Annotated in this window: 20 protein-coding genes; 12 read left to right on the top strand and 8 right to left on the bottom strand. The window is 68.0% G+C overall.

Annotation, left to right across the window (positions count from 1 at the left end):
• Positions 1-16: 16 nt before the first annotated feature.
• Entirely contained in the window at positions 17-814 is a 798-nt protein-coding gene (fdhD, locus tag AC07M9_RS04735) for a formate dehydrogenase accessory sulfurtransferase FdhD (protein WP_494881742.1), read from the bottom strand.
• A 596-nt stretch (positions 815-1,410) separates the two neighbouring features.
• Here fdhD and accD point away from each other — a divergent pair.
• From accD to AC07M9_RS04690, 9 genes are all read left to right on the top strand, one after another.
• Positions 1,411-2,259 carry an acetyl-CoA carboxylase, carboxyltransferase subunit beta gene (gene accD, locus AC07M9_RS04730; protein ID WP_494881740.1) on the top strand — a complete coding sequence of 283 codons (849 nt, stop codon included), beginning with the start codon at positions 1,411-1,413 and terminating at the stop codon, positions 2,257-2,259.
• Positions 2,256-2,705: an acetyl-CoA carboxylase biotin carboxyl carrier protein gene (gene accB, locus AC07M9_RS04725; RefSeq protein ID WP_494881738.1), complete on the top strand. Its 450-nt coding sequence runs from the start codon at positions 2,256-2,258 to the stop codon at positions 2,703-2,705. The genes accD and accB overlap by 4 nt, the downstream gene beginning before the upstream one ends.
• 13 nt (positions 2,706-2,718) lie before the next feature.
• On the top strand, positions 2,719-4,071 hold the full coding sequence (accC, locus tag AC07M9_RS04720) for an acetyl-CoA carboxylase biotin carboxylase subunit (protein WP_494881736.1): 1,353 nt from the start codon (positions 2,719-2,721) through the stop codon (positions 4,069-4,071).
• A 26-nt stretch (positions 4,072-4,097) separates the two neighbouring features.
• Complete coding sequence (locus AC07M9_RS04715; protein ID WP_494881734.1) at positions 4,098-5,045, top strand: acetyl-CoA carboxylase carboxyltransferase subunit alpha; 948 nt, start codon at positions 4,098-4,100, stop codon at positions 5,043-5,045.
• A 244-nt stretch (positions 5,046-5,289) separates the two neighbouring features.
• The gene (locus AC07M9_RS04710) at positions 5,290-7,731 is read left to right on the top strand and encodes a DUF1592 domain-containing protein (RefSeq protein ID WP_494881732.1); all 2,442 of its coding nucleotides are present in this window, start codon (positions 5,290-5,292) and stop codon (positions 7,729-7,731) included.
• On the top strand, positions 7,728-9,065 hold the full coding sequence (locus tag AC07M9_RS04705) for a DUF1552 domain-containing protein (RefSeq protein WP_494881731.1): 1,338 nt from the start codon (positions 7,728-7,730) through the stop codon (positions 9,063-9,065). Before AC07M9_RS04710 ends, AC07M9_RS04705 begins: the two co-directional genes overlap by 4 nt.
• 121 nt (positions 9,066-9,186) lie before the next feature.
• The gene (locus AC07M9_RS04700) at positions 9,187-10,497 is read left to right on the top strand and encodes an ankyrin repeat domain-containing protein (protein WP_494881729.1); all 1,311 of its coding nucleotides are present in this window, start codon (positions 9,187-9,189) and stop codon (positions 10,495-10,497) included.
• 31 nt (positions 10,498-10,528) lie between these two features.
• Positions 10,529-11,005 (top strand): c-type cytochrome, encoded by a 477-nt coding sequence (locus AC07M9_RS04695; RefSeq protein WP_494881727.1) that lies wholly within the window; start codon positions 10,529-10,531, stop codon positions 11,003-11,005.
• Positions 11,006-11,007: 2 nt separating this feature from the next.
• Entirely contained in the window at positions 11,008-11,688 is a 681-nt protein-coding gene (locus tag AC07M9_RS04690) for a cytochrome b/b6 domain-containing protein (RefSeq protein ID WP_494881725.1), read from the top strand.
• On the opposite strand, the gene AC07M9_RS04685 is transcribed toward AC07M9_RS04690, so the two are convergent.
• The 5 genes from AC07M9_RS04685 to AC07M9_RS04665 form a co-directional block, all read right to left on the bottom strand.
• The gene (locus tag AC07M9_RS04685) at positions 11,685-13,073 is read right to left on the bottom strand and encodes a uracil-xanthine permease family protein (RefSeq protein WP_494881723.1); all 1,389 of its coding nucleotides are present in this window, start codon (positions 13,071-13,073) and stop codon (positions 11,685-11,687) included. The two genes, AC07M9_RS04690 and AC07M9_RS04685, sit on opposite strands and share 4 nt — an antisense overlap.
• Before the next feature lie 13 nt (positions 13,074-13,086).
• Positions 13,087-14,442, bottom strand: a complete 1,356-nt coding sequence (locus AC07M9_RS04680) for an 8-oxoguanine deaminase (RefSeq protein ID WP_494881721.1) — start codon at positions 14,440-14,442, stop codon at positions 13,087-13,089.
• Between the two features lie 136 nt (positions 14,443-14,578).
• The gene (locus AC07M9_RS04675; protein WP_494881719.1) at positions 14,579-15,685 is read right to left on the bottom strand and encodes a purine nucleoside permease; all 1,107 of its coding nucleotides are present in this window, start codon (positions 15,683-15,685) and stop codon (positions 14,579-14,581) included.
• An 86-nt stretch (positions 15,686-15,771) separates the two neighbouring features.
• Positions 15,772-18,222 carry a TonB-dependent siderophore receptor gene (locus tag AC07M9_RS04670; RefSeq protein WP_494881717.1) on the bottom strand — a complete coding sequence of 817 codons (2,451 nt, stop codon included), beginning with the start codon at positions 18,220-18,222 and terminating at the stop codon, positions 15,772-15,774.
• A gap of 148 nt (positions 18,223-18,370) precedes the next feature.
• Positions 18,371-19,948, bottom strand: coding sequence for an adenosine deaminase family protein (locus AC07M9_RS04665; protein WP_494881715.1), 1,578 nt, complete (start codon positions 19,946-19,948; stop codon positions 18,371-18,373).
• A 250-nt stretch (positions 19,949-20,198) separates the two neighbouring features.
• On the opposite strand from AC07M9_RS04665, the gene AC07M9_RS04660 reads away from it, so the two are divergent.
• The 3 genes from AC07M9_RS04660 (at position 20,199) to AC07M9_RS04650 (ending at position 22,339) form a co-directional block, all read left to right on the top strand.
• Positions 20,199-21,140, top strand: coding sequence for a LysR family transcriptional regulator (locus AC07M9_RS04660; protein ID WP_494881713.1), 942 nt, complete (start codon positions 20,199-20,201; stop codon positions 21,138-21,140).
• A gap of 82 nt (positions 21,141-21,222) precedes the next feature.
• Positions 21,223-21,756 (top strand): phosphoribosyltransferase, encoded by a 534-nt coding sequence (locus AC07M9_RS04655; RefSeq protein ID WP_494881711.1) that lies wholly within the window; start codon positions 21,223-21,225, stop codon positions 21,754-21,756.
• 4 nt (positions 21,757-21,760) lie between these two features.
• The gene (locus AC07M9_RS04650; protein WP_494881709.1) at positions 21,761-22,339 is read left to right on the top strand and encodes an LOG family protein; all 579 of its coding nucleotides are present in this window, start codon (positions 21,761-21,763) and stop codon (positions 22,337-22,339) included.
• Between the two features lie 38 nt (positions 22,340-22,377).
• Here AC07M9_RS04650 and AC07M9_RS04645 read toward each other — a convergent pair whose 3' ends face one another.
• A complete protein-coding gene (locus AC07M9_RS04645; protein WP_494881708.1) occupies positions 22,378-23,388 on the bottom strand; it encodes an adenosine deaminase in 1,011 nt (336 codons plus the stop codon).
• Positions 23,389-23,581: 193 nt separating this feature from the next.
• On the bottom strand, positions 23,582-24,862 hold the full coding sequence (gene guaD, locus AC07M9_RS04640) for a guanine deaminase (RefSeq protein WP_494881706.1): 1,281 nt from the start codon (positions 24,860-24,862) through the stop codon (positions 23,582-23,584).
• Between the last annotated feature and the right edge of the window lie 83 nt (positions 24,863-24,945).

Raw genomic sequence — 24,945 nt, 5'->3', positions numbered from 1 at the left:
CGGACGGTCCGAGCCCTCATTCCTCGACGAACGGCGGATGGGGATCGACTATGAGCATCGAATCGTCGCGCGCCACCACCGCCAGCGCCAGCCCCGCTGCCCGAGCCCGCCGCACCGCGAGGTCGGTGGGGGCGGAGATCGTCACCAGCAGCGGGCAACCGGCGCGCACGGTCTTCTCGACCAGCTCGTAGGAACAGCGCGAGGTCATGACGATAAACCCCTGTGACGGCTCGATACCTTCACGGGCGAGCGCACCGACCAGCTTGTCGAGCGCGTTGTGGCGGCCGACGTCCTCGCGCAGCATCAGTACGCTGCCCGCCTCGTCGAAGAAGGCCGCCGCGTGGGTGGCGCGGGTTGCGCGGCCGAGCGCCTGCCCCTCGCGCATAGCCTCCAGCGCGAGCCGGATCGCCTGCGGGCGAGCCTCGGAGCGGCGGGTCAGCGGCGGCAGCGGCCGAAGCGCCGCCTCGACGCCTTCAATCCCGCAGATGCCGCAGGAACTGTCCCCCACCCGCCGGCGCGCGCGTTCCAGGATCGGGCCGAGGCGCTCCGGTGGAAGGTTGACGCGGGCAACATAGCCTGTGCCCCATTCGCCGTGGTCGGTGGCATGGATCGCGACTTCGCCCACCTCGTCGGCCTCGGCCAGTCCCTCCGCCATGAGGAAGCCGGTGACGAAATCGGCGAGGTCCAGCGGGGTCGCCATCATCACCGCATAGGCGATGCCGTTGGTCTCGATGGCGACGGGCGCTTCGATGGGGACCGACAGTTCGCGCGGCTCGCCGGCAGCGGCGCTATAGTCGCTGCGCTGTGCGGGCACGCGGTGCGCTCCGGAATGGGGTGTTGCGTCCAGCTTGCCGTGCTCCTGTGCCTCGCGCCCGTTTCGGCGATGACGCGGCCGTTGGCAAGGCACGTCACCCCCGCGAAGCCCGTCGTCAGCGCGTACGCGGGCCCAGCTCACGGCCGCCCCGGCCTTGCGGGCGGCTGTCGTCGAGCGAGCGTCTTAAGGCTTCTCAGCGGTGCCCGCCTACGCGGGGCACACGGTTTCTGATGGGGGGCGCAATGAAATTGCGGGGGGACTGGCCACGACCCCCGGTGGCGCTCAATGTATCCAATATATGGGTTTTCTGCTAAATTATAGCGAGCGAAACACATTTACGCATCCAATCTCCGCTGCTGCATCGCCCCAACGCTACGCCCTGGCGATGGCCTCAAGCGGCAGTTGCCCACAGGCGCACCCAATTTGGCTTGCGGCCCCTGCAAGGATTCCTCTAATGGGCGCGCCTCGTACCGGCGCCGGCACCTTGAAAAGGGGCAACCGGGGTCGCCTGCCGGACGTGCCCGGAACGCCGCCGAAAGCGAACAAACGGCGGGGTTTCGTCGCCCTATTATCTGCAGGATTGGTACGAAACCGTAATGAGCTGGCTCGACAAGGTACGCAATTCGCTTTCGAACCTTTCGAAACGCGATACGCCGGACACGCTCTGGATGAAATGCCCGAGCTGCGGCGAAATGCTCTACGCCAAGGACTTCGAGGCCAACCTCTCGGTCTGCCCGAAGTGCGAGCATCACGGCCGCATCGGCGCCAAGGCGCGCTTCGACCAGCTGCTCGACGCCGGCTATGCGGTCCTGCCGACGCCGAAGGTGCCCGAGAACCCGCTGAATTTTCGGGACACCAAGAAGTATCCCGACCGCCTCAAGGTTGCCCGCGCCGCCAATCCCTATCCTGACGCGCTGACCAACGCGCTCGGCACGATCGAGGGCGCCAAGGCGGTGCTCGGCGTGCAGGACTTCGCCTTCATGGGCGGCTCGATGGGCATGGCCGTGGGCGCCGCCTTCGTGGCGGGCGTCGAGAAAGCCATCGCCGAGAACTGCGCCTACGTCATCTGCACGGCGGCGGGCGGCGCGCGCATGCAGGAGGGCATCCTCTCGCTCATGCAAATGCCCAAGACCACGGTCGCCACCCGCCGCCTCGCGGCTGCCGGCCTGCCCTACATCGTCATCCTGACCGATCCCACGACCGGCGGCGTCACCGCCAGCTACGCCATGCTCGGCGACGTGCAGATCGCGGAGCCCGGCGCGCTCATCGGCTTCGCCGGCCAGCGCGTGATCCAGGACACGATCCGAGAAAAACTCCCCGACGGCTTCCAGCGCGCCGAGTACCTCCATGCCCACGGCATGGTCGACATGGTGGTCCATCGCAAGGACCTCAAAGGCACGCTGGCCATGCTGCTCGGATACCTTGCACGAAAGGAAGTCGCGTGAATATCGATAGCGCCCTGGTTCGCGAACTCGCCGAACTGCTCGCCGAAACCGGCCTGTCCGAAATCGAGGTCGAGGACGGCGGCGCCAAGATCCGCGTCTCGCGCCAGATGATCCAGCAGATGGCCGCCGCGCCCGCGTTCGCGCCTGCCGCCGCCGCTGCCCCCGCAGCAGCCGCTCCGGTCGCCGCCGAGGCCGCGCCTGCCGCCGCCCCGGTCGATGCGGTCAAGTCGCCGATGGTCGGCACCGTCTACCTCGCCGCCGAGCCCAGCGCGCCGAACTTCATCTCGGTGGGCAAGGCCGTGAAGCAGGGCGACGTCCTGCTGATCGTCGAGGCCATGAAGGTCATGAACCAGATCACCGCGCCCAAATCGGGCACCGTGACCGCGATCCTCGTCGACAACCAGCAGCCGGTCGAGTTCGACCAGCCGCTCGTCGTGATCGGCTGAGAACGGGACTGACATGGCCATCAAGCGCCTCCTGATTGCCAACCGCGGCGAAATCGCGCTGCGCATCCACCGCGCCGCGCGCGAGATGGGCATCGAGACCGTCGCGGTGCACTCCACCGCCGACGCCGACGCCATGCACGTGCGCCTGGCAGACCACGCGGTCTGCATCGGCCCGCCCGCCGCGAAGGACAGCTACCTCAACGTCGCCGCGATCATCTCGGCCGCCGAGATCACGCAGGCCGACGCGATCCACCCGGGTTACGGCTTCCTCTCCGAGAACGCCCGCTTCGCCGAGATCGTCGAGGCGCACGGCCTGAAGTGGGTCGGCCCCAAGCCCGAGCACATCCGCACGATGGGCGACAAGGTCGAGGCCAAGCGCACCGCGGGCGCGCTGGGCCTACCGCTGGTCCCCGGCTCCGACGGCGCGATCGAGGACTTCGACGAGGCGCGCGCGCTGGCGGCGACGATCGGCTACCCGGTCATCATCAAGGCGGCTTCGGGCGGCGGCGGCCGCGGCATGAAGGTCGTCAACAACGCCGAGGAACTCGAAAGCCAGATGGGCCAGGCCCGTTCGGAGGCGAAGGCCGCCTTCGGCGACGCCACCGTCTACATGGAAAAGTACCTCGGCAACCCGCGCCACATCGAGTTCCAGATCTTCGGTGACGGCAACGGCGCGGCGGTCCACCTGGGCGAGCGCGACTGCTCGCTCCAGCGCCGCCACCAGAAGGTGCTGGAAGAAGCCCCCTCGCCGGTCATCACGCCCGCCGAGCGCGACCGCATGGGCGGCATCGTCGCCAAGGCCATGGCCGACATGGCCTATCGCGGCGCCGGCACCATCGAGTTCCTGTGGGAGGACGGCGAGTTCTACTTCATCGAGATGAACACCCGCCTGCAGGTGGAGCATCCGGTGACCGAGGCCATCACCGGCGTCGACCTCGTGCGCGAGCAGATCCGCATCGCCGACGGCCAGGGCCTCGCCTTCACGCAGGACGAGATCGAGTTCAAGGGCCACGCGATCGAGTGCCGCATCAACGCGGAAGACCCCTGGACCTTCGCGCCCTCGCCGGGCCTCGTGACCAACTACCACGCCGCCGGCGGCATGAACGTGCGCGTCGATTCGGGGCTCTACGCAGGCTACCGGGTGCCGCCGTACTACGATTCGATGATCGGCAAGCTGATCGTCTCGGGCCGCAGCCGCAACGGCGCCATCATGCGCCTCAAGCGCGCGCTGGAAGAAATGGTGATCGACGGCGTCAAGACCTCGATCCCTCTGCATCAGGCCCTGCTGGAAGACCCCGAGTTCCAGACCGGCGACTACACGATCAAGTGGCTGGAAGAGTGGCTCGCCAAGCGCGCGGCCCACTGAGCTGAAACAAGACTGACTGGACTGCCATGATTTCGTTCCTGGACTTCGAAAAGCCGATCGCCGAGCTGGAAGCGCGCATCGCCGAACTGCGCGCGACCGCCAGCGGCAGCGACCTCGACATCGACAGCGAGATCGGCAAGCTTGAGAAGAAGAGCTCCGGCATGCTCGTCGCGACGTATGCCAAGCTCACGCCCTGGCAGAAGACGCAGGTCGCCCGCCACCCGCAGCGCCCGCACTTCCTCGACTACATCCGCCTGATCTTCACCGACTTCGTGCCGCTCGCCGGCGACCGCGTCTACGGCGAGGACGAGGCGATCGTCGGCGGCCTCGCCACGCTGGACGGCCGCAAGGTCGTGGTCATCGGCCACGAAAAGGGCCACGACACCCCCAGCCGCATCAAGCACAACTTCGGCTCGGCCAAGCCGGAGGGCTACCGCAAGGCGATCCGCCTGATGGAGCTGGCGAGCAAGTTCGGCCTGCCGGTCGTCACCCTCGTCGACACCGCCGGCGCCTTCCCCGGCATCGAGGCGGAGGAGCGCGGCCAGGCCGAGGCCATCGCCCGCTCGACCGAGGCCTGCCTCGCGCTCGAAGTGCCGATGGTCGCCGCGATCGTCGGCGAAGGCGGCTCGGGCGGCGCGATCGCCATCGCCGCCGCCAACAAGGTGCTGATGCTCGAGCACGCGATCTACTCGGTGATCTCGCCCGAGGGCGCATCCTCGATCCTGTGGCGCACCTCCGACAAGGCGGCCGAGGCGGCCACCGCGATGAAGGTGACGGCTCAGGACCTCCTTGCGCTCAAGGTGATCGACGGCATCGTGCCCGAACCCACCGGCGGCGCCCACCGCGACCCCGCCGCCACCGCGCGCGCGCTGGCCGATGCGCTGGGGCATGAGCTGGACGCGCTGGCATCGCTCAGCGGCGCGCAGCTGGTCCGCCAGCGCGAAGACCGCTTCCTGGCGATCGGCTCGCTCTGAGAGAATCGTCGTCCCGGATCGAGCCCGGGACGACGGCCGTTGCATGACCTGCTCTAATAAATGCAGCACTCTGTCCATTTAATGGCAATGGACGGCAACACCCCCCGCCGATAGGTCAAAATCCCGACAGGAACCTCGCTGCGGCGGGGCACCGGAACCGCACAAGGCAGCGGTCCGGCACAGGGGTCTGGCATACATCATGAGCCTTTCAAGGCATTCGAATCTCGGTAGAAGCGCGCTCGTTTTGAGCGCGCTGGTCACCGCCGCCACCGTCTACGCCGCCACGCAGGACGACGCGCCGGTCAATGCGCAGGCCAGCATGACGCGGCCGCAGCAGGCCGCTTTCGTCGAGCCGATGCTTGGCGAATTCTGCTCGCGCTGCCACAACGACATCGACAAGGTCGCCGACCTCTCGGTGGAGGACCTCAAGGCCGACGACCTGCGCACCGGCCGCAATGCCGAGGCCTGGGAGAAGATCCTGCGCCGCGTCGCCGCCGGGGAAATGCCGCCGCACGGCAAGACCCAGCCCACCCCCGAAATGCGCGCCGCCTTCGTGGGCTGGCTCGACACCTCGCGCGCGGGATACCTCGCCGCCAACCCAGATCCGGGCCGCGCCACGATCCGCCGCCTCAACCGCGTCGAATACGCCAACGCGGTGCGCGACCTGCTCTCCCTCGACGTCGATTTCAGCCGCGAGCTGCCGGCCGACAACTCCGGCTTCGGCTTCGACAACATCTCCGACGTGCTCAGCGTCTCGCCCACGCTGATGGAGCGCTACGTCGCGGTGGCCGGCAAGGTCGGCCGTATGGCGACGGGGCTCACCAGCCGGCGCGAGATCGTCACCACTTGGCAGGTGCCCAAGGACGGCTCGGTCAAGAACTCGGGCGTCCCCGCCTGGAACGAGCGCGCCGGGGCCAACCTCCCGCTGGCCTCGCGCGGGGGCTACGCCCAGCGCTACTACGCGCGCCACGACGGCACTTACGAGATCGCCGCCTGGCTCAATTCAAACAGCAACAACGAGACCGACCGGCTGGCCGAGGACAAGGTTTCGCTACGCATACCGATGAAGGCGGGCTCGCACCTCGTCGCGCTGTCGTTCCGCCGCACCCTCGCTCCGGCCGAGAAGGTGCAGGTGCTGCGCAACGATCTCGACAAGGTGCCCGTGCCGCTCGATGCGCCGAAGATGCTGCCCCTCGACGTGTGGGTGGACGGCAAGCTGGCGAAGACGCTGAGCGTGCCGAGCTACCGCATGCACGCGCGCTATGCGCAGCAGAACTTCCCGCGCGACGTCCTCCAAGTCGACGTCGCCGGCCCGTTCGACGCCAAGGGCGTGCCCGATACCCCCAGCCGCCGCGCGGTGTTCCTGTGCAGCCCACGCAAGGCCAGCGAGGAGGAGGCCTGCGCCACCCGCATCGTCACCGCCCTCGCCCGCCGCGCCTGGCGCCGGCCGGTCGGCAGCTTCGACGTCGCCCCGCTCATGCGCATCTACGCCGAGGAGCGGAAAGCGTCCGACTTCGAACATGGCGTCGAGGCCGCACTGGAAGCGATCCTCGTCTCGCCCGAGTTCCTTTTCGTGGTCGAGCGCGACCCGCAAGGCGCGATGCCCGGCAGCGTCGCGCGCGTCTCCGACCTCGAACTCGCCACCCGCTTGTCGCTGTTCCTGTGGAGCTCGATCCCCGACGACCGCCTGCTGACCCTCGCCGAGCAGGGCAAGCTCGCCCAGCCCGCCGTCATGAACGCCGAGATCGCGCGCATGCTTGCCGACCCGCGCGCGCGGGCGCTGACCACCAACTTCGCAGGCCAGTGGCTCTACCTGCGCAACCTCGACCAGCAGCGCCCCGACATCGAGGTGTTCCCGCAGTTCGACACCCGCCTCAAGAGCGCGATGGCGACCGAGACCGAGATGTTCTTCGCGGACGTGCTGCGCGCCAACCGCCCGGTGCTGGACTTCATCTCGGCGGACTACACCTTCCTCAACCAGCGCCTTGCCGAACATTACGGCATCCCCGGCGTCTCCGGCCCCGCCTTCCGCCGCGTCGCCCTCGACCCGGCGTGGCATCGCGGCGGGTTGCTGGGGCAGGCGAGCATCCTGACCGTCACCTCCTACGGCAACCACACCAGCGTCGTGAAGCGCGGCAAGTGGATCCTCGACAACATGCTCGCCGCCGCCCCGCCGCCGCCGCCGCCCGACATCCCCGCGCTCAAGACCGAGCACGACGGCCGCCAGCTCACCGCGCGCCAGCAGCTCGAGCTGCACCGCATCAACCCGACCTGCGCCGCCTGCCACGTCAAGATGGACCCGCTCGGCTTCAGCCTCGAGAACTTCGACGCGGTCGGCGCCTGGCGCACGGTCGATGCCGGCCAGTCGATCGACGCGATGGCGACGCTGCCGGACGGCGCCAAGTTCGAAGGCATCACCGGCCTCCAGCGCGTGCTGATGGACCGCAAGGACGAATTCACCCGCGCCTTCACCGAGCGGCTGATGACCTACGCCCTCGCCCGTGGCCTCAACGCCAACGACATGCCGGCGGTGCGCGCCATCTCCGCCGACGCCGCCGCCGACCAGTACCGCATCCAGGCTATCGTGCGCGGCATCGCCACCAGCCCCGCCTTCACCCTGCGCCGGGTGCCGGAACGCTACAAGGCGGCGTTTGCCCAGCCTTCCCAGAGGAGCCTCCGCAAGTGAGAGTGACCCGCCCCGCCCTCTCCCGCCGCACCGTACTGCGCGGGCTCGGCGCCACCATGGCGCTGCCCTTCCTCGAGGCGATGATGCCGAGCAGCGCCGCCGCAGACGTGGGCGCGCGGCCCAAGCGGCTCCAAGTGTTTTACTCCCCCAACGGCATGACCATGCTGGGCTTCCAGCCCACCGCGACCGGCGCCGATTTCGTCCTCCCGCCGACGCTGGAGCCGCTCGCGCCGCACCGCGAACACATCGCCGTGATCAGCGGCCTCGGCCACCCGCAGGCCGCTGCGATGGGCGACCGTCCCGCCGGCCATGGCCGCTCCTGCCCCGCGTTCCTCACCGGTGCCCACGCCCGCCAGACCGAGGGCCCGGACATCCGCGCCGGGGTGTCGATGGACCAGGTCTTCGCCGCCCACCTTGGGGATGCCACCCCGCTCGCCTCGCTGGAACTGGGCATCGACCAGGCGAGCCTGCTGGGTTCGTGCGACATCAACTACTCCTGCGCCTACACCAACGGCATCTCGTGGCTCACCCCGACCGTGCCGCTGCCGGTCGAGGCCAACCCGCGCGCGGTGTTCGAGCGCCTGTTCGGCGACGGTGACACCGACGAAGCGGGCCGCCTCGCCCAGCTGCGCCGCCAGTCCTCGATCCTCGACTTCGTGATGGAAGACACCCAGCGCCTCTCCACCCAGCTCGGCATGGCGGACCGCCACAAGCTCGACGAATACCTCGATGGAACCCGCGCGATCGAGAAGCGCATCCAGCGCGCCGCCGCCTCGCCCGCCACCGCGCAGGCCGCCGACCTCAAGCAGCCCGCCGGCATCCCCGACGATTTCGCCGAGCACGTGAAGCTGATGATCGACCTGCAGGTCCTCGCCATGCAGGCCGACATCACCCGCGTGGGCACTTTCATGATCGGGCGCGAGCTGTCGAACCGAACCTATCCCGAGATCGGCGTGCCGGATTCGCACCACATGCTCAGCCACCACGGCAACAACCCCGACAAGATGGCGAGCCTCGCGAAGATCAACCGCTACCACATGGAGTTCTTCGCCCATTACCTGCAGCGCATGAAGGACACGCGCGACGGCGAAGGCTCGCTGCTCGACCGCACGCTGGTGATCCGGGGCTCGGCCTTCGGCGATTCCAACGAGCACGACTTCATGGACCTGCCGGTGGTCGTCGCCGGCGGTCTGGTGAAGGGCGGCCGTCACGTCCGGGTTGAAAAGGGCACGAGCATGTCGAACCTGATGCTCGCGGGTCTGAACGCGCTGGACGTGCCGGCGGGCAAGTTCGGCGACAGCACCGGCCCGCTGCGGGAACTGACCGATGCCTGACCGAGATCACACACTCAAGTCCCGTTCTTGTCGAGCGAAGTCGAGACACCACACCCGGCGCCTGCGCGTCTCGACTTCGCTCGACACGAACGGAGGTGGTACATTCTTTAAAGCCCTCGGCATGGTGTTGCTCGTCGCCTTCGCCTCCCCAGCCTACGCGCAGAGCGACAATCTCGCCCAGGCCATCACCGCCAGCGACCTCGCCGGAGCCCAGGCCGCGCTCGACGCCGGGACCAGCCCGAACGAGCCGCTGGCCTATGGCGAAAGCCCCCTCGCCCGCGCGATCGAGACGCAGGAGCCGGCGATGGTCGCGCTGCTGCTGGCAAGCGGCGCAAATCCGAACACCGCCGACGCCGAGGGCCTCACCCCCCTCGCCCTCGCCTGCGAACGCGGCAGCGCAGCGATCGTCAGCCAGCTGATCGACGCCCGCGCCGACGTGCGCAAGACCGGGCCTGACGGCACCACCCCGCTCGCCATCTGCGCCCGCTATTCCACCGCAGGCACGGTCGCGAAGATGCTGGCCAAGGGCGCCAAGGCCGACGCGCTCGACGCACGCGGTCAGACGCCGCTGATGTGGGCCGCCTCGGCGGGCCATGTCGAGGCGATCGCCCTGCTCCTCAAGGCCGGCGCCAAGGTCAACCGCGTGACGGCCGAAGGCTTCACCCCGCTGTTCTTCGCCATCGCCAGCGGATCGGGCGAGGCCACGCGCCTGCTGCTGGACGCAGGCGCCGACGCTTCCCATCGCGGACCGGAGAACACCAGCGCGCTCCAGATCGCGCTGTACCAGAAGAACTGGCGCGCCGCGCAGATGCTGGTCGAGCGCGGCAGTGTCGACCTCGCCGAACGCGACCGCAACGGCGAGCAACCGCTCCAAGCCGCCGCCGCCGGCGGAGACGAAGCACTGGTCGCCGTCCTCCTCGCCAAGGACGCCGACGCCAACGGGCTCACCGGCCCCTCACGCATCAAGTGGGTGACCGAGGCGAACTTCGGCATGCCGCCGCCGCCCGTTCCACCCACGCCGCCGCTGCTGATCGCGGCCCAGCACGGGCAGGTCGCGGTGATGAAGCGTCTCGTCGCGGGCGGGGCGAACCCGGGCTTCGTCGCCGAGAACGGCGTCAACGTCGTCCTCGCCGCCGCCTCGGGCCATAGCGCCGACGCGCTGGAGGAAGCCCTGGCCCTCGCGCCCGACGCCAATGTCGCCGACGGCAAGGGCACGACGGCGCTGCATATCCTGCTCGGCGGCGGGATGGATGCCGAACTGCCGGCGATGCTCCGCGTCCTGGCGACCCATGGCGCTCGCCCGGACCTTGCCAACAAGAAGGGCACCACGCCCGCGCAGATGGCTGAAGGCGGCCTTGCGACGGTAAAAGCGGCTTACGATCAAGTCTTTGGTCAAAAGGCCTCGCCCGTGTTAGCCATTGCCCATCCTTGATTCACACAAACCGAACGGGATCGACAAAACCATGACGCTTACGAAAAGCCTTTCCCTTGCCGCCCTCGGCATGTCCGCCGCGCTCGTCGTCGCCACCAGCACGATGGCCATCGCCGCGTCGCCTGCCGCCACCGCCGTGACCACCCGTCAGGCCAACTTCAAGAAGATGGGCGGCGCGATGAAGGTCCTGAAGGACCAGATCTCCAGCGGAGCGATCTCCAAGCCCGCCGCCGTCGCCGCCGCCAAGACCCTGGCCGCCACCGGCCGCGCGCAGGCCAAGCTGTTCCCGAACGGCAGCGGCGCCTCTGCAGGTGTGAAGACCGACGCCCTGCCCGCGATCTGGAGCAACCGCGCCGCCTTCGACGGCCAGATGAAGGCCTACATCGCGCAGGCCGACAAGCTGGTCCTCGCCGCCAATACCGGCAACGTCGATGCCGTCACCGCGCAGTTCAAGGCCGTTGGCGGCACCTGCGCCTCGTGCCACAAGCAGTTCCGCGCGGACAACTGAGAATGAGCAAGCCCGCCGTTTCCACCGCCCGCATCTGGGACCCGACCATTCGCCTGTTCCACTGGCTGCTGGTCGTGCTCATCGCGTTCTCGTGGTGGAGCGGCGAGCAGCACGACATGGAAAATCACCGCCTCTCGGGCTACGCGATCCTCGCGCTGCTGGTGTTCCGCGTGTTCTGGGGCTTCGCCGGCCCCCGCACCGCGCGTTTCTCCAGCTTCGTGCGCGGACCGGGCGCGGTGCTCGCCTACGTCAAGAGCCTCGGCACCCGCAAGGGCCACGCGGCCGACGGCCACAATCCGCTGGGCGGCTGGAGCGTCATCGCCATGCTCGCGGTGATCGCGGCGATGGTGGGTGCAGGCCTCTTCGCCAGCGACGTGGATGGCATCGAATCCGGCCCGCTCGCCACTTACGTCTCGTTCGAGCAGAGCGAGACCGCCGCCGACCTGCACGGCACCATATTCAACGGCATCCTCGCGCTCGTGGGCCTGCATGTGCTGGCCGTGGCGTTCTACCTGGTGTGGAAGCGGCAGAACCTCGTGCGCGCCATGATCACCGGCCGACGCGCCGCCGCGGAAGGCGAGACCGCTGCCGATCTGCGCTGGTCACCGGTGCTGGCACTTGTCGGCATCGTGCTGGCCGTTGCCGTCGCCTGGGCGGTGTCCAAGGGCTTCCAGTTCAACTAACGCGCGCCGGTCCGCCCCGGCACCAGCAGGTTCAGCAGCACGGCGCAGACCGCAGCCGGCATCACCCCGGAACCCAGCAGCACGCGCGCCGTCTCGGGGACATGCTGGAGCGCCGTTGGCTCCAGCTGCAACCCCAGCGCTAGCGACAGCGAGACGCCGAAGATCAGCATGTTGCGCTGCGTCCACTCGACGCCCGAAAGCATCGAGGTCGCGGCCGAGGCGACCATCCCGAACATCACGATCACGCCGCCGCCCAGCACTTCGATCGGGATCGTGGTGATCACCGCGCCGACCTTGGGCAGCAGTCCGCAGGCGATCAGGAACAGCGCGCCCACGGTCACGACATGGCGGCTCATGACCCCGGTGATGGCGATCAGGCCGACGTTCTGGCTGAAGGTGGTGTTGGGCATGGCGCCGAACACGGCGGCGAGCGCGGTGCCGACGCCGTCCGCCGCGACCGCGCCCTGAAGCTCACGGTCCGTCGCCGGGCGCCCGGCATTGCCCTCGCAGATGGCGTCGACATCGCCGATGGTCTCGATCGAGGAGACGAAGCCGGTCAAGCAGAACCCCAGGATCGCCGAGGCCGAGATGGCGAAGCCGAAGTGGAACGGCATCGGCAGCATGACGAGCCCCGCCGAGGCGACCGGCGCAAAGTCGATCCGTCCCATCGCCAGCGCCACCCCGTAGCCTGCCAGCAGGCCGAGCAGCACCGCGGCGGTCGACCAGATGCCGCGCGCGAAGAAGTTGAGCCCCAGCGTCACCACCACGACCACGCCTGCCAGCAGCCACGACTGCCATGCTCCGAACGCAGGCGTGCCCACCGCCGGGACGCCGCCCGCCGCGTACTGGATGCCAATCCGCATCAGCGACAGCCCGATCATCAGCACGACGAGCCCGGTGATCAGCGGCGGCAGCGCGAAGCGGATGCGGCCGACGAAGATGCTCAGGAAGGCGTGCAGCACCCCGCCGAACAGGGCGGCAGTAGTCAGCGCCGCCATCGCCTCGACGCCGCGCCCCGCGACGATCGGGATCATGATCGGGATGTAGGCGAAGCTGGTCCCCTGCACGAGCGGCAGCCGCGCGCCGACCGGGCCGATGCCGATCGTCTGCAGCAGCGTCGCGATCCCGGCGAACAGCATCGCCATCTGGATCATGTAGATCATCTGCGACGGGTCCGCCGACCCGAACCCGAAGCCACCCGCGCCCGCGACGATGATCGCCGGCGTCATATTGCTCACGAACATGGCGAGGACGTGCTGGACGCCCAGCGGCACCGCGACGGCGAGGCCGGGGAACCAGTTCGGATCGCGCGCCTGGGCCGGGGCGATGGCGGCGGTCCTCGGCTCGGATGCCTGGGCGATTTCGGGAGCGATCAGGGCGGTCATCGCAGGGTTCCTGTCAGGCAAAAGTCTTGAGGCGGTCGAGCGAACGATTGGCGGCGCGCAGCACGTCGGCGCGGCGGACCTGCACGAGGTCGCCATCGCGGACGACCGCGCGGCCCTCGACGAAGACGTCGCGCGCCTGTGTCGGCGGGGCGAGCACGAGGCCGGCGACCTTGTCCCAGGCGCCGGTGGAGGAGACGTCCGCCATGTCCCAGATGACCAGGTCGGCGCGCTTGCCCACCTCCAGCGATCCCACGTCGCTGCGGCCGAGCACCTGCGCGCCGCCCCGCGTGGCGAGGTGCAGCGCCTCGCGCGGGTCGAAGCGGTCGGCGCCCTGCGTCACGCGCTGGAGGAGCATCGCCTGCCGCGCCTCGGCGAGCAGGTGCCCGGAATCGTTGGAGGCCGAACCGTCGACGCCGAGGCCCACCGGCACCCCGGCGTCGAGCATGGCGCGCAAGGGCGCGATCCCTGAACCCAGCCGGCAGTTCGAGCAGGGGCAATGCGCCACGCCCGTCTTCGTACGGGTGAAAAGGTCGATCTCGGCCGCGTCGAGCTGGACGCAGTGGGCGTGCCACACTTCCGGCCCGGTCCAGCCCAGACCTTCCGCGTACTGGCCGGGGCGGCAGCCGAAGCGTTCGAGCGAGAAGGCGACGTCGTCGGCGTCCTCGGCGAGGTGGGTGTGGAGCATCACGCCCTTGTCGCGCGCCAGCAGCGCGGCATCGCGCATGAGGTCGGTGCTGACCGAAAACGGCGAGCACGGCGCCACCGCGACGCGCAGCATCGCGCCCTCGCGCGGGTCATGGAAGCGGTCGATCACGCGGATGGTGTCGGCGAGGATGGCCGCTTCCTCCTCGACCACGCTGTCGGGGGGCAGGCCGCCCTTGCTCTCGCCCACGCTCATCGAACCGCGCGTCGCGTGGAAGCGCAGGCCCACTTCCTTCGCGGCGTGGATCGAATCGTCGAGCGTCACGCCGGGCGGATAGAGGTAGTGGTGGTCGCTGCTCATCGTGCAGCCCGACAGCGCCAGTTCGGCGAGGCCCAGCTGCGCCGCCGCGAACACGTCCTCGGGCGTGTAGCGCGCCCAGATCGGGTAGAGCCGCTTGAGCCAGCCGAAAAGCGAGACGTTGATCGCGCCGGGCAGCGCACGGGTCAGCGTCTGGTAAAGGTGGTGATGCGTGTTGACGAGGCCCGGGGTGACGACGCAGCTGCGCGCGTCAATCACCTCGTTGGCGTCCTCGGCCAGCGGGGCGAGTTCGGCGCTCGTCCCCACCGCGACGATGACGCCGTCCTGCCAGGCGATCGCCCCGTCGGCGATCTCCCGGCGCGCGTCGTCCATGCAGACGAGGACGTCGGCGTGACGGAGTAGCTTCACGCTGAACTTACCTCGTCTTTGCGGGCGCAGCGAGGCAACCCAGGGCGGTTTGCGCGGCTCTGGGTTGCCGCGAGGCTTCGCCCCTCGCAATGACGAAAATGGGGAGAAAAGAAGCGGAAGGGACGCCCAAGCCCCATCAGCGCGTCGCGTCCTTGTAGCGGTCCCAGTTGCCGAGCAGTTCGTCGACCACTTTGGAGCCCACCGTGTAGAGGTTCTCCACCGCCGCCTCGAGGCCCGCATAGCCTTCGTTTTCGCGCAGGAGGTAGGTCGCGGCATCGACGCCCGGCGGGGGCATGGTGAAGTTGGAGCCGGCGCGCAGCACCAGCACGCGGTCGCGGTCGGCGCGGCCGGCAGTGTCGAGATAGGTCATCGCCTGCATCACGCCGGTATCCTCCATCGCGGAGGTGACGAACTCGCCCTTGCCTCCGGTCCAGTAGCGGGTCCAGTCGTTGGCCCAGTCACTCATCTTCTCGCCGTGCCAGAAGGTCATCGCCGAAAGCGTGTCGCCTTCCAGCACGAAGGGCGGCTCCTGCGCGTGGGGATAGTCGGTGAACTTGGCGCGCTCGGCGGCGATGGCCGGGCTGTCGGGCAGTTCGATATCCTTGGTGAGGTTGAAGGCCCACTTTTCCAGGGTCGGATTGATCGCGAATATCTCGCCAGCGGAAGCGTCGGGCTTGGTGACGGTGTCGTTCGGCCCCTTGGTGCCGCGAGGGAAATAGCCGGTCTTCCAGTCGGCCGGGATCTCGCGCGCGTCGATCTCGTGGGCGAGGTCGCCGTCGATGGTCCAGCGCGCCCAGGCGACCGAGCCGATGGAAGCATCCTCGGGGTCGATGCCGGCAATGCCCGCGACCAGCCAGTACGACTGCGAAAGGTCAAAGCGCTGGTCGAGGCCGAGCGCCATGGTCGCCGCGGTCGAGCGGGCGGTGCCGACGCCGGTCACCACGCCCAGGACCTGCGTCTCGGGGTTGTAGTAGAGGTCGTGGAAGCCCTGCGGGAAGGCAATGCGCTGGGTCAAGCCGCGGCGCGCCTTCCAGAGCTGGAACTCGCCGGCTACATCGCCCTCGTCCTTGCCGATCTCGAACAGTGAGACGATCACCACCTTGACCGGCAGCGGGGCGGCGCAGGGGCCGCCGGGCTCGCAGTCGGCGATGGAGGGAGCGGCCGGGGCATCCGCCGCGAACGCCGGCGCGGCGATGGACAGCATGGCGCCCGCGAGAAGGGTGGCGAGCGTCTGGAAGCGCATGGGAAACCTTTCAAAACCTGTCCCGCCGCCGCCGTCGCAGCGGAAGGTCGGGAGCGCCAGACGAGCCGGCGCTCCCTTCATTCAGCTCAGAACTTGTACGCGATGGTGGCCTGGAAGCTGCGCGGCAGCTCCGGAAGCACGATCGTGGAACCGAACAGTTCGGTGAAGTTCGCACGGAAGTACTTCTTGTCGGTGACGTTCTTGACCACCCCGCGAAGCACCCAAGGCCCGGTCTCATAGGAGATCGAAGCGTCGAACTTGGTGTAGGACGGCAGCTTCACGACTTGCGACGCACCCGAATAGACCGAGTCCACCGACACCATGCTGCCCGCGAAGGCAAGCCCGTTGTCGAAGGCGTAAGTCGCGGTCAGCGAGTAGAGGTTGGTCGGGATACCGGCGCGGCGGGCATCGCCCTTGTCGGCGATCGGGATCAGGCCGATCGGCTGGCCGCCGAGGTAGAGCGCCGGGTTGGTGACGTTGACGAGATCCTCAATGCCGAAGAAGCTGAAGGTCGAGCCGGCTTCGATCGCGGTGAGGTTCCACACCTTGGTGCGGGTATAGCCGCCGGTCAGCAGGAGGTGGTCGTCCACCGCCCAGCGGAACTCGGCTTCGAGGCCCTTGGTCTCGACCGCCTGGTTCACGGTCATCGACTGCGAGCTGTAGTCGGTGCGCTTCTGCTTGTAGACCGAGACCGCCGCATAGAGGTGGTCGTCGAGCCAGCTACCCTTGATACCCGCTTCGTAGAGCTTGGATGCGGTGATCCAGGTCCCGCCCGCGAGGTTGAACGGGTCGATTTCGGCGCCCTGCCCGGCGATCACCACCGACTGGCGTGCGGCGGTGACGTAGGGGATCAGGCCGAAGGGCAGCTTGTAGTTGGCGCTGGCCGACCACGACCAGGCACCATCGGTGTCCTTCGCGCCGTCGATGTCCTTGGGCGCTTCCATGAAGGCTTCCTGGAAGTTGGAAACGCCCTTGATGGTGTCGTAACGCGCACCGAGCGTCACATCGAGGCCGAACTTGAAGTCAAGGTCGACGAGGCCGGCGAAGCCGAGGTCGGTATAGTGACCCTTGACGTAGGTGTCGTAGTTGCAGTTGCACTCGGTCGACAGCAGGCGGTCGCTGGCGGGCGTGTAGCCGACGGTCAGGTCGACGCGGTGGAAGTATTCGTAGTTAAAGTCTTCCGCGTGCTTGAAGTTGGTGTAGCGGACCGAGGGAGAGATCTGGACGGCGAACTTGCCGGCATCGTTCTCGAACGTCTTCGAGATGACGATCTTGTCTTCGAACACGTACGAGTCATGGAACTGCGAGAAGCCATAGGCATTCTCGTTGATGTTCTCGTAGCTGTCGTAGAACATCTGGTTCTTGATTTCGATGTCGCCCGGACCCGTCCAGATCAGGTCGGCGTAGAGAGTGGTCGCCTTGTTGTCGAGGCGGTCGTCCTTGCCGGTCAGGGTCTTCTTCCGGCTCAGCTTGGCGGTGCCGACATTGGTAAGGTTGAGCTTGTTGTTCGGCGAGCTGGTGAAGCAGGCGTCGGTGACGGAAGCCGCGAACGGGCTGCCGCCGCAGGCGAAGCCGCCGAAGATCGACAGGCCGCCCGGTACCGCCGCATTGATTTCCTCGACCGACATCTGGCCGTCGCCATTGCTGTCGAGCGACTGCGCCGCGCCGGTGATGTAAGTGCCGTTGTCGACAAGGTCCTGCGTCAGGCGGTTCCAGCCGCCGTTCTGCTGGCCCTTGTAGTTCTGGTACATGCCGCCGAATTCAAGCCGCAGATTAGGCGTGATGTCGGTGTCGAACGAGCCCTGCAGAATGGTCTGCTTGGTCGACATGTTCTCGTAGTAGCTGCCCGAATTCTCGACCTCGGCGTAGAGGCTGTAGCCGAATTCCTGGGTGCCCAGCTTGCCGGGACCGCGCACTTCCGCCGCGATGTCCGCCTTCTCCCAGCTGCCGCCGGTGAAGCTGATCTTGCCTTCGGGGGCCGCGAGGTAGGAGCCGTTCTGGACGCGCGCCGATTTCGGCACGAAATTCATGTAGCCGCCGGTCTTCGAAGGGCCGTAGATCGGCGAGGCCGGGCCGCGCACGATGTCGATGCGCTCGGCCGCGGCGATCGGGGTCGGGTAGTTGCCGGGGTTGTCGAGACGGCGGACGCCGCGGAAGTAGACTTCGCCGGGCGTGCCGCGAATGTCGAGGGCGCCGCCGACGCCGAAGAACGAGTTGGTGAACGTACCGGGCGACTGCGCGACGAGGTCGTAGATGTCGGTGATACCGAAGCGTTCCATCTGCTCCGAGCTGATCGTGGACACCGAACGCGGCGTCTCCGTCACGGTCTTGTCGAAGCCGAACACCGAGCCCACCCCTTCGATCGGCAGGGCGCCGAGCGAGCCGGTGACGACGATCTCGTTACCATCGGCGTCGGTCGGCTGGTCGGCGGCGGCCTGTGCATAAGCGGGCGTCATCGCAGTGCAGCAAAGAAGCGCGCTCGCGGCCGCGAGAGCGGGCCGACTGAACTTGCGCGTATTGAATCTGATCATATCCATCATGTTATGCCCCCTGAATACGGTCGGACCAGGCAAGTTCGCCCGCCCGCCGTGAGCTGGTTTTTATGTCCCTCCTCTCCCCACGATCCATTATATGCTGCGGCGCATCATTGCACTGATTTAAGCGTCCGCGAAGTCGTATTGAAACCTATTCTCCCTTTGACCCCTGTTTTGTTCCGAACCTGCCGAGCCCCTGCTCGAAGGCGTCGAGATTGGTTTCGAGGCGGGCCTGGAGCCGCGCCTTTTCGTTGGCCGCGAGGAACGCGCCGCACTTCGCGCCCGTCAGCGAGGCCGCGCAGGGCTCGACCGGATGATCGAAGCGATGGCTGCGCCATAGGCTTGCGCCGGGCACGAAGGCATATTCCAAGCTGGCGCGTGTGAGTTCCTTGAGGTCGGGATAGCGCAGGCCCTGCTGGGTGACGGCGCGCACGTATTCGTTGCTCATGTCCGAGCGCAGCACGCCCTCGTCGTCGGTCGAAAGCATGACCGGCACGCCCATCGCGCGGTAGAGGTGCAGCGGATGCTCGCCGCCCTCGACGCCGAGGATGACCGCGTTGCTGGTGAGGTTGATCTCGACCGCGATGCCCTCGCGCGCCATGCGCGCCAGCGTTTCCGGGGCGGCCTGTTCGTAGGCGATGTCGACGCCGTGCCCGATCCGCCTGGCGCCGGCATCGACGGCCTTGGCGATGTGGTCTTCGAGGTCTAGCGGAGGCACGAGGCCCAGCGCCAGTTCACCGGCGTGCATCGTCACCTTCACGTCGGGATACTTCGCCTCGAGGAAGCGGAACATCGCCATGTGCAGGTCGTAGTCGCGCAGCGCGACCGGGTCGTCCTCGGGCATGACGATGTTGACGCCCACGAAGCGCGGGTCCCTGTGCACCAGCGCGAAGCCCGCGAGCAGCGAGCGCCAGGCCATCGCCGGCGCCACGCCGCGCATGCCGGAATAGAGGTAACGCACCGCGACCTCGCATCCGGTCCGCGCCGCTTTCGCACCGCAGCCTAGGCGCTTGCGGGCCTCCGCGTCGTTGCGAGTAACGTCCGCCATGGTGTCGCCCAGCAGCGCCTCGACTGCGCCGATTTCGCGCTTGTACGACGCGGCGAGCATAGAGGCGTCGAGCGGCTCGTCGGCGGCATCGGCCATGTACTTCGACAGCCGGTCGGGATTGTACATCAGTTCGAGGTAGACGAGGTTGTTGCGCCCGGCGCTGGCATAGGCGTCGGCCAGCCAGCGCGGCGTTTCGCCCGGAAATGCAGGACTGAACTTGCCGAAACTGGAGAAGAACTGGCTGTGCCCCGAGACGAGGTCCGGCCCGATGCCCTTCTGGAACCCGCGCGTGGAGATCGCGTCGATCAGCCTGGCGTACGTGAACGGATCGGCGACCGCCATTGCCGCGATCTTGCGTTCGGCCGGGCACGGCCCCGGTACGATGCGCGAGATTGCCTCGTCCGCGCACAGCCCCCTGGCGGCGGCGACCTTCAGGAAATCCTCGGCATAGACCGAGCCGCCCAGATGGTTGTGCAGGTCCCCGCCCTTGGGCATCGCCTGAAACACCACGCGCAGCTGCGCGGCATTGCCGGCAAGCTTGTCGACCAGCGCTGCCGTTGCCGTCTCGCTCACGGCATCGGCCTGCGCCGTCGCGGCGGGCAGCAGCACACCTGCCGCAACCGCGCAGGCGAGCGCACGCAGACCGGCCCACTGGGGGCGACAGGATCGAACAGCAGTCATGTGTACCCCGAACCCCTAATCGGGGGCGCCCAACCGACGGGCCGGTGGAAACCCGTTGGAAAATGCGCCCCCGTCCGAAAGTGCGGGTCCTGCGGCGACGCGGTTCTTCGGAGAGGGTCGAAGCATCGCGGGCCGTTCGGATCGCACCTTTCGGTATTGCGCCGGTGGTAAGGTACTTGACTCCCACCGAGCAAACGCAATGAATCCCACACAGTGTTGCAAAAATTAGAGCAGGTCCCGAAAACCCACCATGCCCGCCTTCTCCCGCTTCCTCAGGTACTTCATGGCGGTCGGTCGCCACGGCTCGATCCGCAAGGCGGCGGACGAGCTCAACGTCTCGGCCTCGGCGATCGCGCGCCAGATCCTCAACGTCGAGGCGGACATCGGCACGCCGCTGTTCGAGCGCCTGCCCACCGGCCTCAGGCTGACGGCGGCGGGCGAGCTCATGATGGGCGCCGGCAGCCGCTGGCAGAAAAGCATGGTCGACATCCGCGCCCAGATCGAGGACCTGCGCGGCCTCAAGCGCGGCCATGTCGAGATGGCGATCATCGATGCACTGGCCAAGGGCCATATTCCCGCCGCCATCCGCACGATCCAGGAGCGCTATCCCGGCATCACCGTGGGCGTGCGCGTGCTCGGCAACGACGAAGTACGCAAGGCGGTGACCTCCGGCGAGGTCGACTTCGGCATCCTGTTCGAGCCGCAGACCTACCGCGACCTGACGGTGCGCGCCTTTGTCGAAGTCGTGCTCGGCTTCGTCGCCCCGGCCGGCCATCCGCTGGGCAAGAAGCAGGAGGCCCGCTTCTCCGCCTGTGCGGGCACCCCGCTGATCGTGCCCGCCGAACCGCTCGCCGTCGGCCAGCAGATCGCCGTCCTGATGGGCGCGACCGGCATGGAGGTGGACCGCAAGGCGACTTCGGACAACATCCAGATGATCACCTCGCTGGTGCAGGAGGGCGTCGGCATCGGCATCCTCTCCTCGCTCGACGTGATCGCCGAGGTCCAGGCCGGGCTGCTGACCTTCACCCGCATCTCCGACGCGCTGCTGCGACCGATGACCCTCGCGCTGTGCACCAATGCCGCGCGCACCCCCTCCTACGCCGCGGGCATCGTGCTTTCGGAGATCGAGATCGGTTTCGCGCAGCTCAGCTACCCCGATTCGATGGGCCTGCGCACGCAAACCGGGGAATGAGCGCGCGCGGCGATTGCCCTTATCTCCCGCAGAATATATCCGCAGGACCTTCCCCACATCGCCCGCACAGGATTCGCGAGAGATGAGCCACAGCGCCGAACCCGAACTCTACTACCTCGAATACTACGAGGACTTCCTCGCCAAGGTCCGCGTGCTGTCGCGCAAGATCGACGAAGGCGACTGGAAGCCCGAGTTCATCATCGGCGTCGGCCGCGGCGGACTGGTGCCGGCGGTCTACATCTCGCACCAGCTCGAGCTGCCGATGCTGTCGATCGACCATTCCTCCAAGGTCCCCGGTTTCGCCGACGAACTGCTCGGCAAGGTCGCGGGCATGAGCGCCGAGGGCAAGCGCCTGCTGTTCGTCGACGACATCAACGACAGCGGTGGCACCATCGAATATATCCGCAAGCTGCTGGGCGACAACGGCTGCGCGCCGGAGAACTTGCAGTTCGCGGTGCTCATCACCAACACCCGCTCCAAGGCCGTGGCCGAACTGTGGGTCGATGCGATCGACCGCGACGAGGACAAGCGCTGGTTCGTGTTCCCGTGGGAATCGGTCGGCACCAAGGACGCCATCGTCGAAGAGGCGCGTTCGGTGCCCGAGCGGCTCGGATAAGCCGATGCGCATCTGCGTCTATCTCGGCTCCTCCGCCGGCAACAGCCCCGTGTACCGCGAAGCCGCCGAACAGTTCGGCACCCTGCTGGCGAAGCGGGGCATCGGCCTCGTCTACGGCGGCGGCATGGTCGGCCTCATGGGCGTGATCGCCGACGCGGTCTGCGCGGCGGGCGGCGAAGTCATCGGCGTCATCCCCGAGGCCCTGCGCGCGCGCGAGCACGACCACCAGGGCATCACCGAGCTCCACGTCGTCAAGACGATGCACGAGCGCAAGGCGATGATGGCCAACCTCGCCGACGGCTTCGTCACCCTGCCCGGCGGCATCGGCACCTTCGAGGAAATGTTCGAGGCCTGGTGCTGGTCGCAGCTGGGCTACCACGCCAAGCCGGTCGGCCTGCTCGACGTCGGCGGGTTCTACTCGGGCCTGCGCCAGTTCATCGACAACGTGGTCGACGAAGGCTTCCTCCAGCCCCGCCACCGCGCGATGCTGATCGTCGAGAAGGACCCCGAGAAGATGATCGACCGCATCGTCAACTTCGTGCCCCCCGAGACCGAGCACTGGCTGGGCGCAAGGGACGTCTGACTGTCGGTCGTCCCCCCGAACGCGGGGACGACGGGACATCAACCGGCCGCGTAGGCATCCAACTTTTCCAGATGCCTTGCCACGGCCTCGACCGGCAGGAACGACCCGGTGAAGCTGTTGCGCGCCAGCGTTACCAGGTCCTCTCGCGACAGCCCCCGCGCCTCGGCCACCGCGCGGTAATTGTCGGCCACGTAGCCGCCGAAATAGGCCGGATCGTCCGAATTCACCGTCACTTTGAGTCCCAGCGCCAGCATCCGGTCGAGCGGATGGTCGGCCATGTCGTCCACCACGCAGAGCTTGTGGTTGGAGAGCGGGCAAACGGTCAGCGTCATGCCTTCGGCCGCCAGCCGCGCGACCAGCGCCGGGTCCTCCAGCGCGCGGTTGCCGTGATCGATGCGGTCGACGCCGAGCAGGTCGAGCGCTTCGTGGACATAGGCGGGCGGGCCTTCCTCGCCGGCATGGGCGGTGATCTTCAGCCCCTGCGCGCGGGCGGCGGCGAAGACGCGGGCGAACTTTTCGGGCGGATGGCCGACCTCGGAACTGTCGAGGCCGACCGCCATGATCCGGTCGATCCACGGCGCGGCGGCCTCCAGCGTGGCGAACGCGGCATCCTCCGACAGGTGGCGCAGGAACGAGAGGATCAGGCTGGACGTCACGCCGAGTTCCGTTTCCGCCTCGCGCATCGCGGACAGCAGGCCCTCGATCACCTCCGCGAAGGCGATGCCGCGATCCGTGTGGGTCTGCGGATCGAACATGATCTCGGCATGGACCACCCCGTCCGCCGCCGCCCGCGTGAAGTAGGCCATGGCGAGGTCGTGGAAGTCCTGCCGCTTACGCAGCACGTCGGCCCCCGCGTAGTAGATGTCGAGGAAATCCTGCAGGTTCGAAAAATCGTAGGCCGCGCGCACCTCCTCAACCGAGGCGTAGGGGATGGCGACGCCGTTGCGCTGCGCCAGCGCGAACATCAGCTCGGGCTCGAGGCTGCCCTCGATGTGGAGGTGGAGTTCGGCCTTGGGCAGGCCCGCGATGAACTGGGAGAGGTCGGTCATAGGGTCCAATGTCGGGCTTGATGGGGCAAGATGCCAGAGTTGATCGCAACACGTCGTCCCCGACTTTATCGGGGACCGCTGGGAACCCTTGAGGGGGCCAACTCTCCGTGTGCCACCGAGACTGGACACCCCAGCCGGCAAGGGGGCGCAGTCTTGCCAGCGGTCCCCGGTCGAGCCGGGGACGACGGGGTGTTCAACCGTCGCGGTTCCACGCGCATTCGCCCATGACATAAGTCCGGGCGATGGCGCGCTCGTCGCCGAGGATCTGCAGCGCGAACAGCCGCGTCGCGAGGTCGGCGCCTTCGGTGCGCCGCGCCAGCAGGGGCGTCGCGGCGCAGTCCAGTACAACGAAGTCAGCCTCCTGCCCCACTTCCAGCGCGCCGACGCGGTCCTGGATGTGCAGCAGTGCCGCGCTCCCCGCCGTGGCGAGGTAAAGCGCGCGGAACGGGTCGAGCCGGTCCTCGCGCGCCAGCGCCGCCTGGTAGGCGAGCCCGGCGGTGCGGAGCATCGAGAACGAAGTCCCCGCCCCCACGTCGGTGCCGAGGCCCAGGCGCAAGCGGTGCCGGTCCGCCTGCCCGAAATTGAAATGCCCTGACCCGAGGAATAGGTTCGACGAGGGGCAGACCGCGATCCCCGCCCCGCTTTCGTGCAGCCGCGCGCACGAGCGTTCCGGCAGGTGGATGCCATGCGCGAACACCGAACGCGGGGTGACGAGGCCGAAGCGGTCGTAGGCGTCAAGGTAGTCAGCCGCGTCCGGGAAGCGCGCGGCGACGGCGGCGACTTCGTGGACGTTTTCGGCAAGGTGGGTGTGCATCAGCACCTCGGGATGCTCGGCCAGCAGCGCGCCCGCGTCCGCCAGCTGCGCGTCGCTGGAGGCGAGCGCAAAGCGCGGCGTCACCGCATAGCCTAGGCGACCGCATCCTCTCCAGCGTCGGATCAGCGCCTCGCTTGCCGCGCGGCCGGAGGCGACGGTGTCGCTCAGGCCCTCGGGCCCGAGGTCCATCAGCACTTTGCCCGAGACGATGCGCATGCGCCGTTCGAGCGCCGCCTCGAACAGCGCATCGACCGACTGTTCGTGAACGGTGGGATAGACCAGCGCGCTGGTGGTGCCGTTCTTCAGCAGTTCGTCGAGGAAGAAGGCCGCCACCTCGTCGGCGTGGGCCCTGTCGACGAAGGCCTTTTCGGCAGGGAAGATGTGCTTGTCGAGCCAGTCCAGCAGCTGTTCGCCGTAGGAGGCGATGCGGTCGGTCTGCGGGTAGTGGACGTGGGCGTCGATAAACCCGGGCACGACGAGGCCGGGGAGGTGCTCGGCATCGGGGTACCTGTCCGCAAGCCCGGCGTAGGTGCCGCGGGCGATGACCACGCCGTCCTCGACGACCAGCAGGCCATCGGGTTCGTGGCGCACCGCCTCGGGCCCGGCATCGCGAGGGTCGTGGGCGACGGACAGCAGTTCGGCGCGATAGGCGTGGATCACAGTTCCTCCCCGGCACGGGGAGGGGGATCACCCGCAGGGTGGCGGAGGGGCATCCTCGGTTTACGGGAGGTCAGGACACGCGG

The organism is Novosphingobium sp. GW821-FHT09E05 (assembly GCF_059416165.1).
This window is presented reverse-complemented; position numbering and strand designations above follow the sequence as displayed.

Coding starts and splice junctions, on each gene's coding strand:
- accD (WP_494881740.1), top strand. CDS start 1,411: ATGAGCTGGCTCGACAAGGTACGCAATTCGCTTTCGAACCTTTCGAAA.
- accC (WP_494881736.1), top strand. CDS start 2,719: ATGGCCATCAAGCGCCTCCTGATTGCCAACCGCGGCGAAATCGCGCTG.
- AC07M9_RS04715 (WP_494881734.1), top strand. CDS start 4,098: ATGATTTCGTTCCTGGACTTCGAAAAGCCGATCGCCGAGCTGGAAGCG.
- AC07M9_RS04700 (WP_494881729.1), top strand. CDS start 9,187: ATGGTGTTGCTCGTCGCCTTCGCCTCCCCAGCCTACGCGCAGAGCGAC.
- AC07M9_RS04695 (WP_494881727.1), top strand. CDS start 10,529: ATGACGCTTACGAAAAGCCTTTCCCTTGCCGCCCTCGGCATGTCCGCC.
- AC07M9_RS04690 (WP_494881725.1), top strand. CDS start 11,008: ATGAGCAAGCCCGCCGTTTCCACCGCCCGCATCTGGGACCCGACCATT.
- AC07M9_RS04685 (WP_494881723.1), bottom strand. CDS start 13,073: ATGACCGCCCTGATCGCTCCCGAAATCGCCCAGGCATCCGAGCCGAGG.
- AC07M9_RS04675 (WP_494881719.1), bottom strand. CDS start 15,685: ATGCGCTTCCAGACGCTCGCCACCCTTCTCGCGGGCGCCATGCTGTCC.
- AC07M9_RS04670 (WP_494881717.1), bottom strand. CDS start 18,222: ATGGATATGATCAGATTCAATACGCGCAAGTTCAGTCGGCCCGCTCTC.
- AC07M9_RS04665 (WP_494881715.1), bottom strand. CDS start 19,948: ATGACTGCTGTTCGATCCTGTCGCCCCCAGTGGGCCGGTCTGCGTGCG.
- AC07M9_RS04660 (WP_494881713.1), top strand. CDS start 20,199: ATGCCCGCCTTCTCCCGCTTCCTCAGGTACTTCATGGCGGTCGGTCGC.
- AC07M9_RS04655 (WP_494881711.1), top strand. CDS start 21,223: ATGAGCCACAGCGCCGAACCCGAACTCTACTACCTCGAATACTACGAG.
- AC07M9_RS04650 (WP_494881709.1), top strand. CDS start 21,761: ATGCGCATCTGCGTCTATCTCGGCTCCTCCGCCGGCAACAGCCCCGTG.
- AC07M9_RS04645 (WP_494881708.1), bottom strand. CDS start 23,388: ATGACCGACCTCTCCCAGTTCATCGCGGGCCTGCCCAAGGCCGAACTC.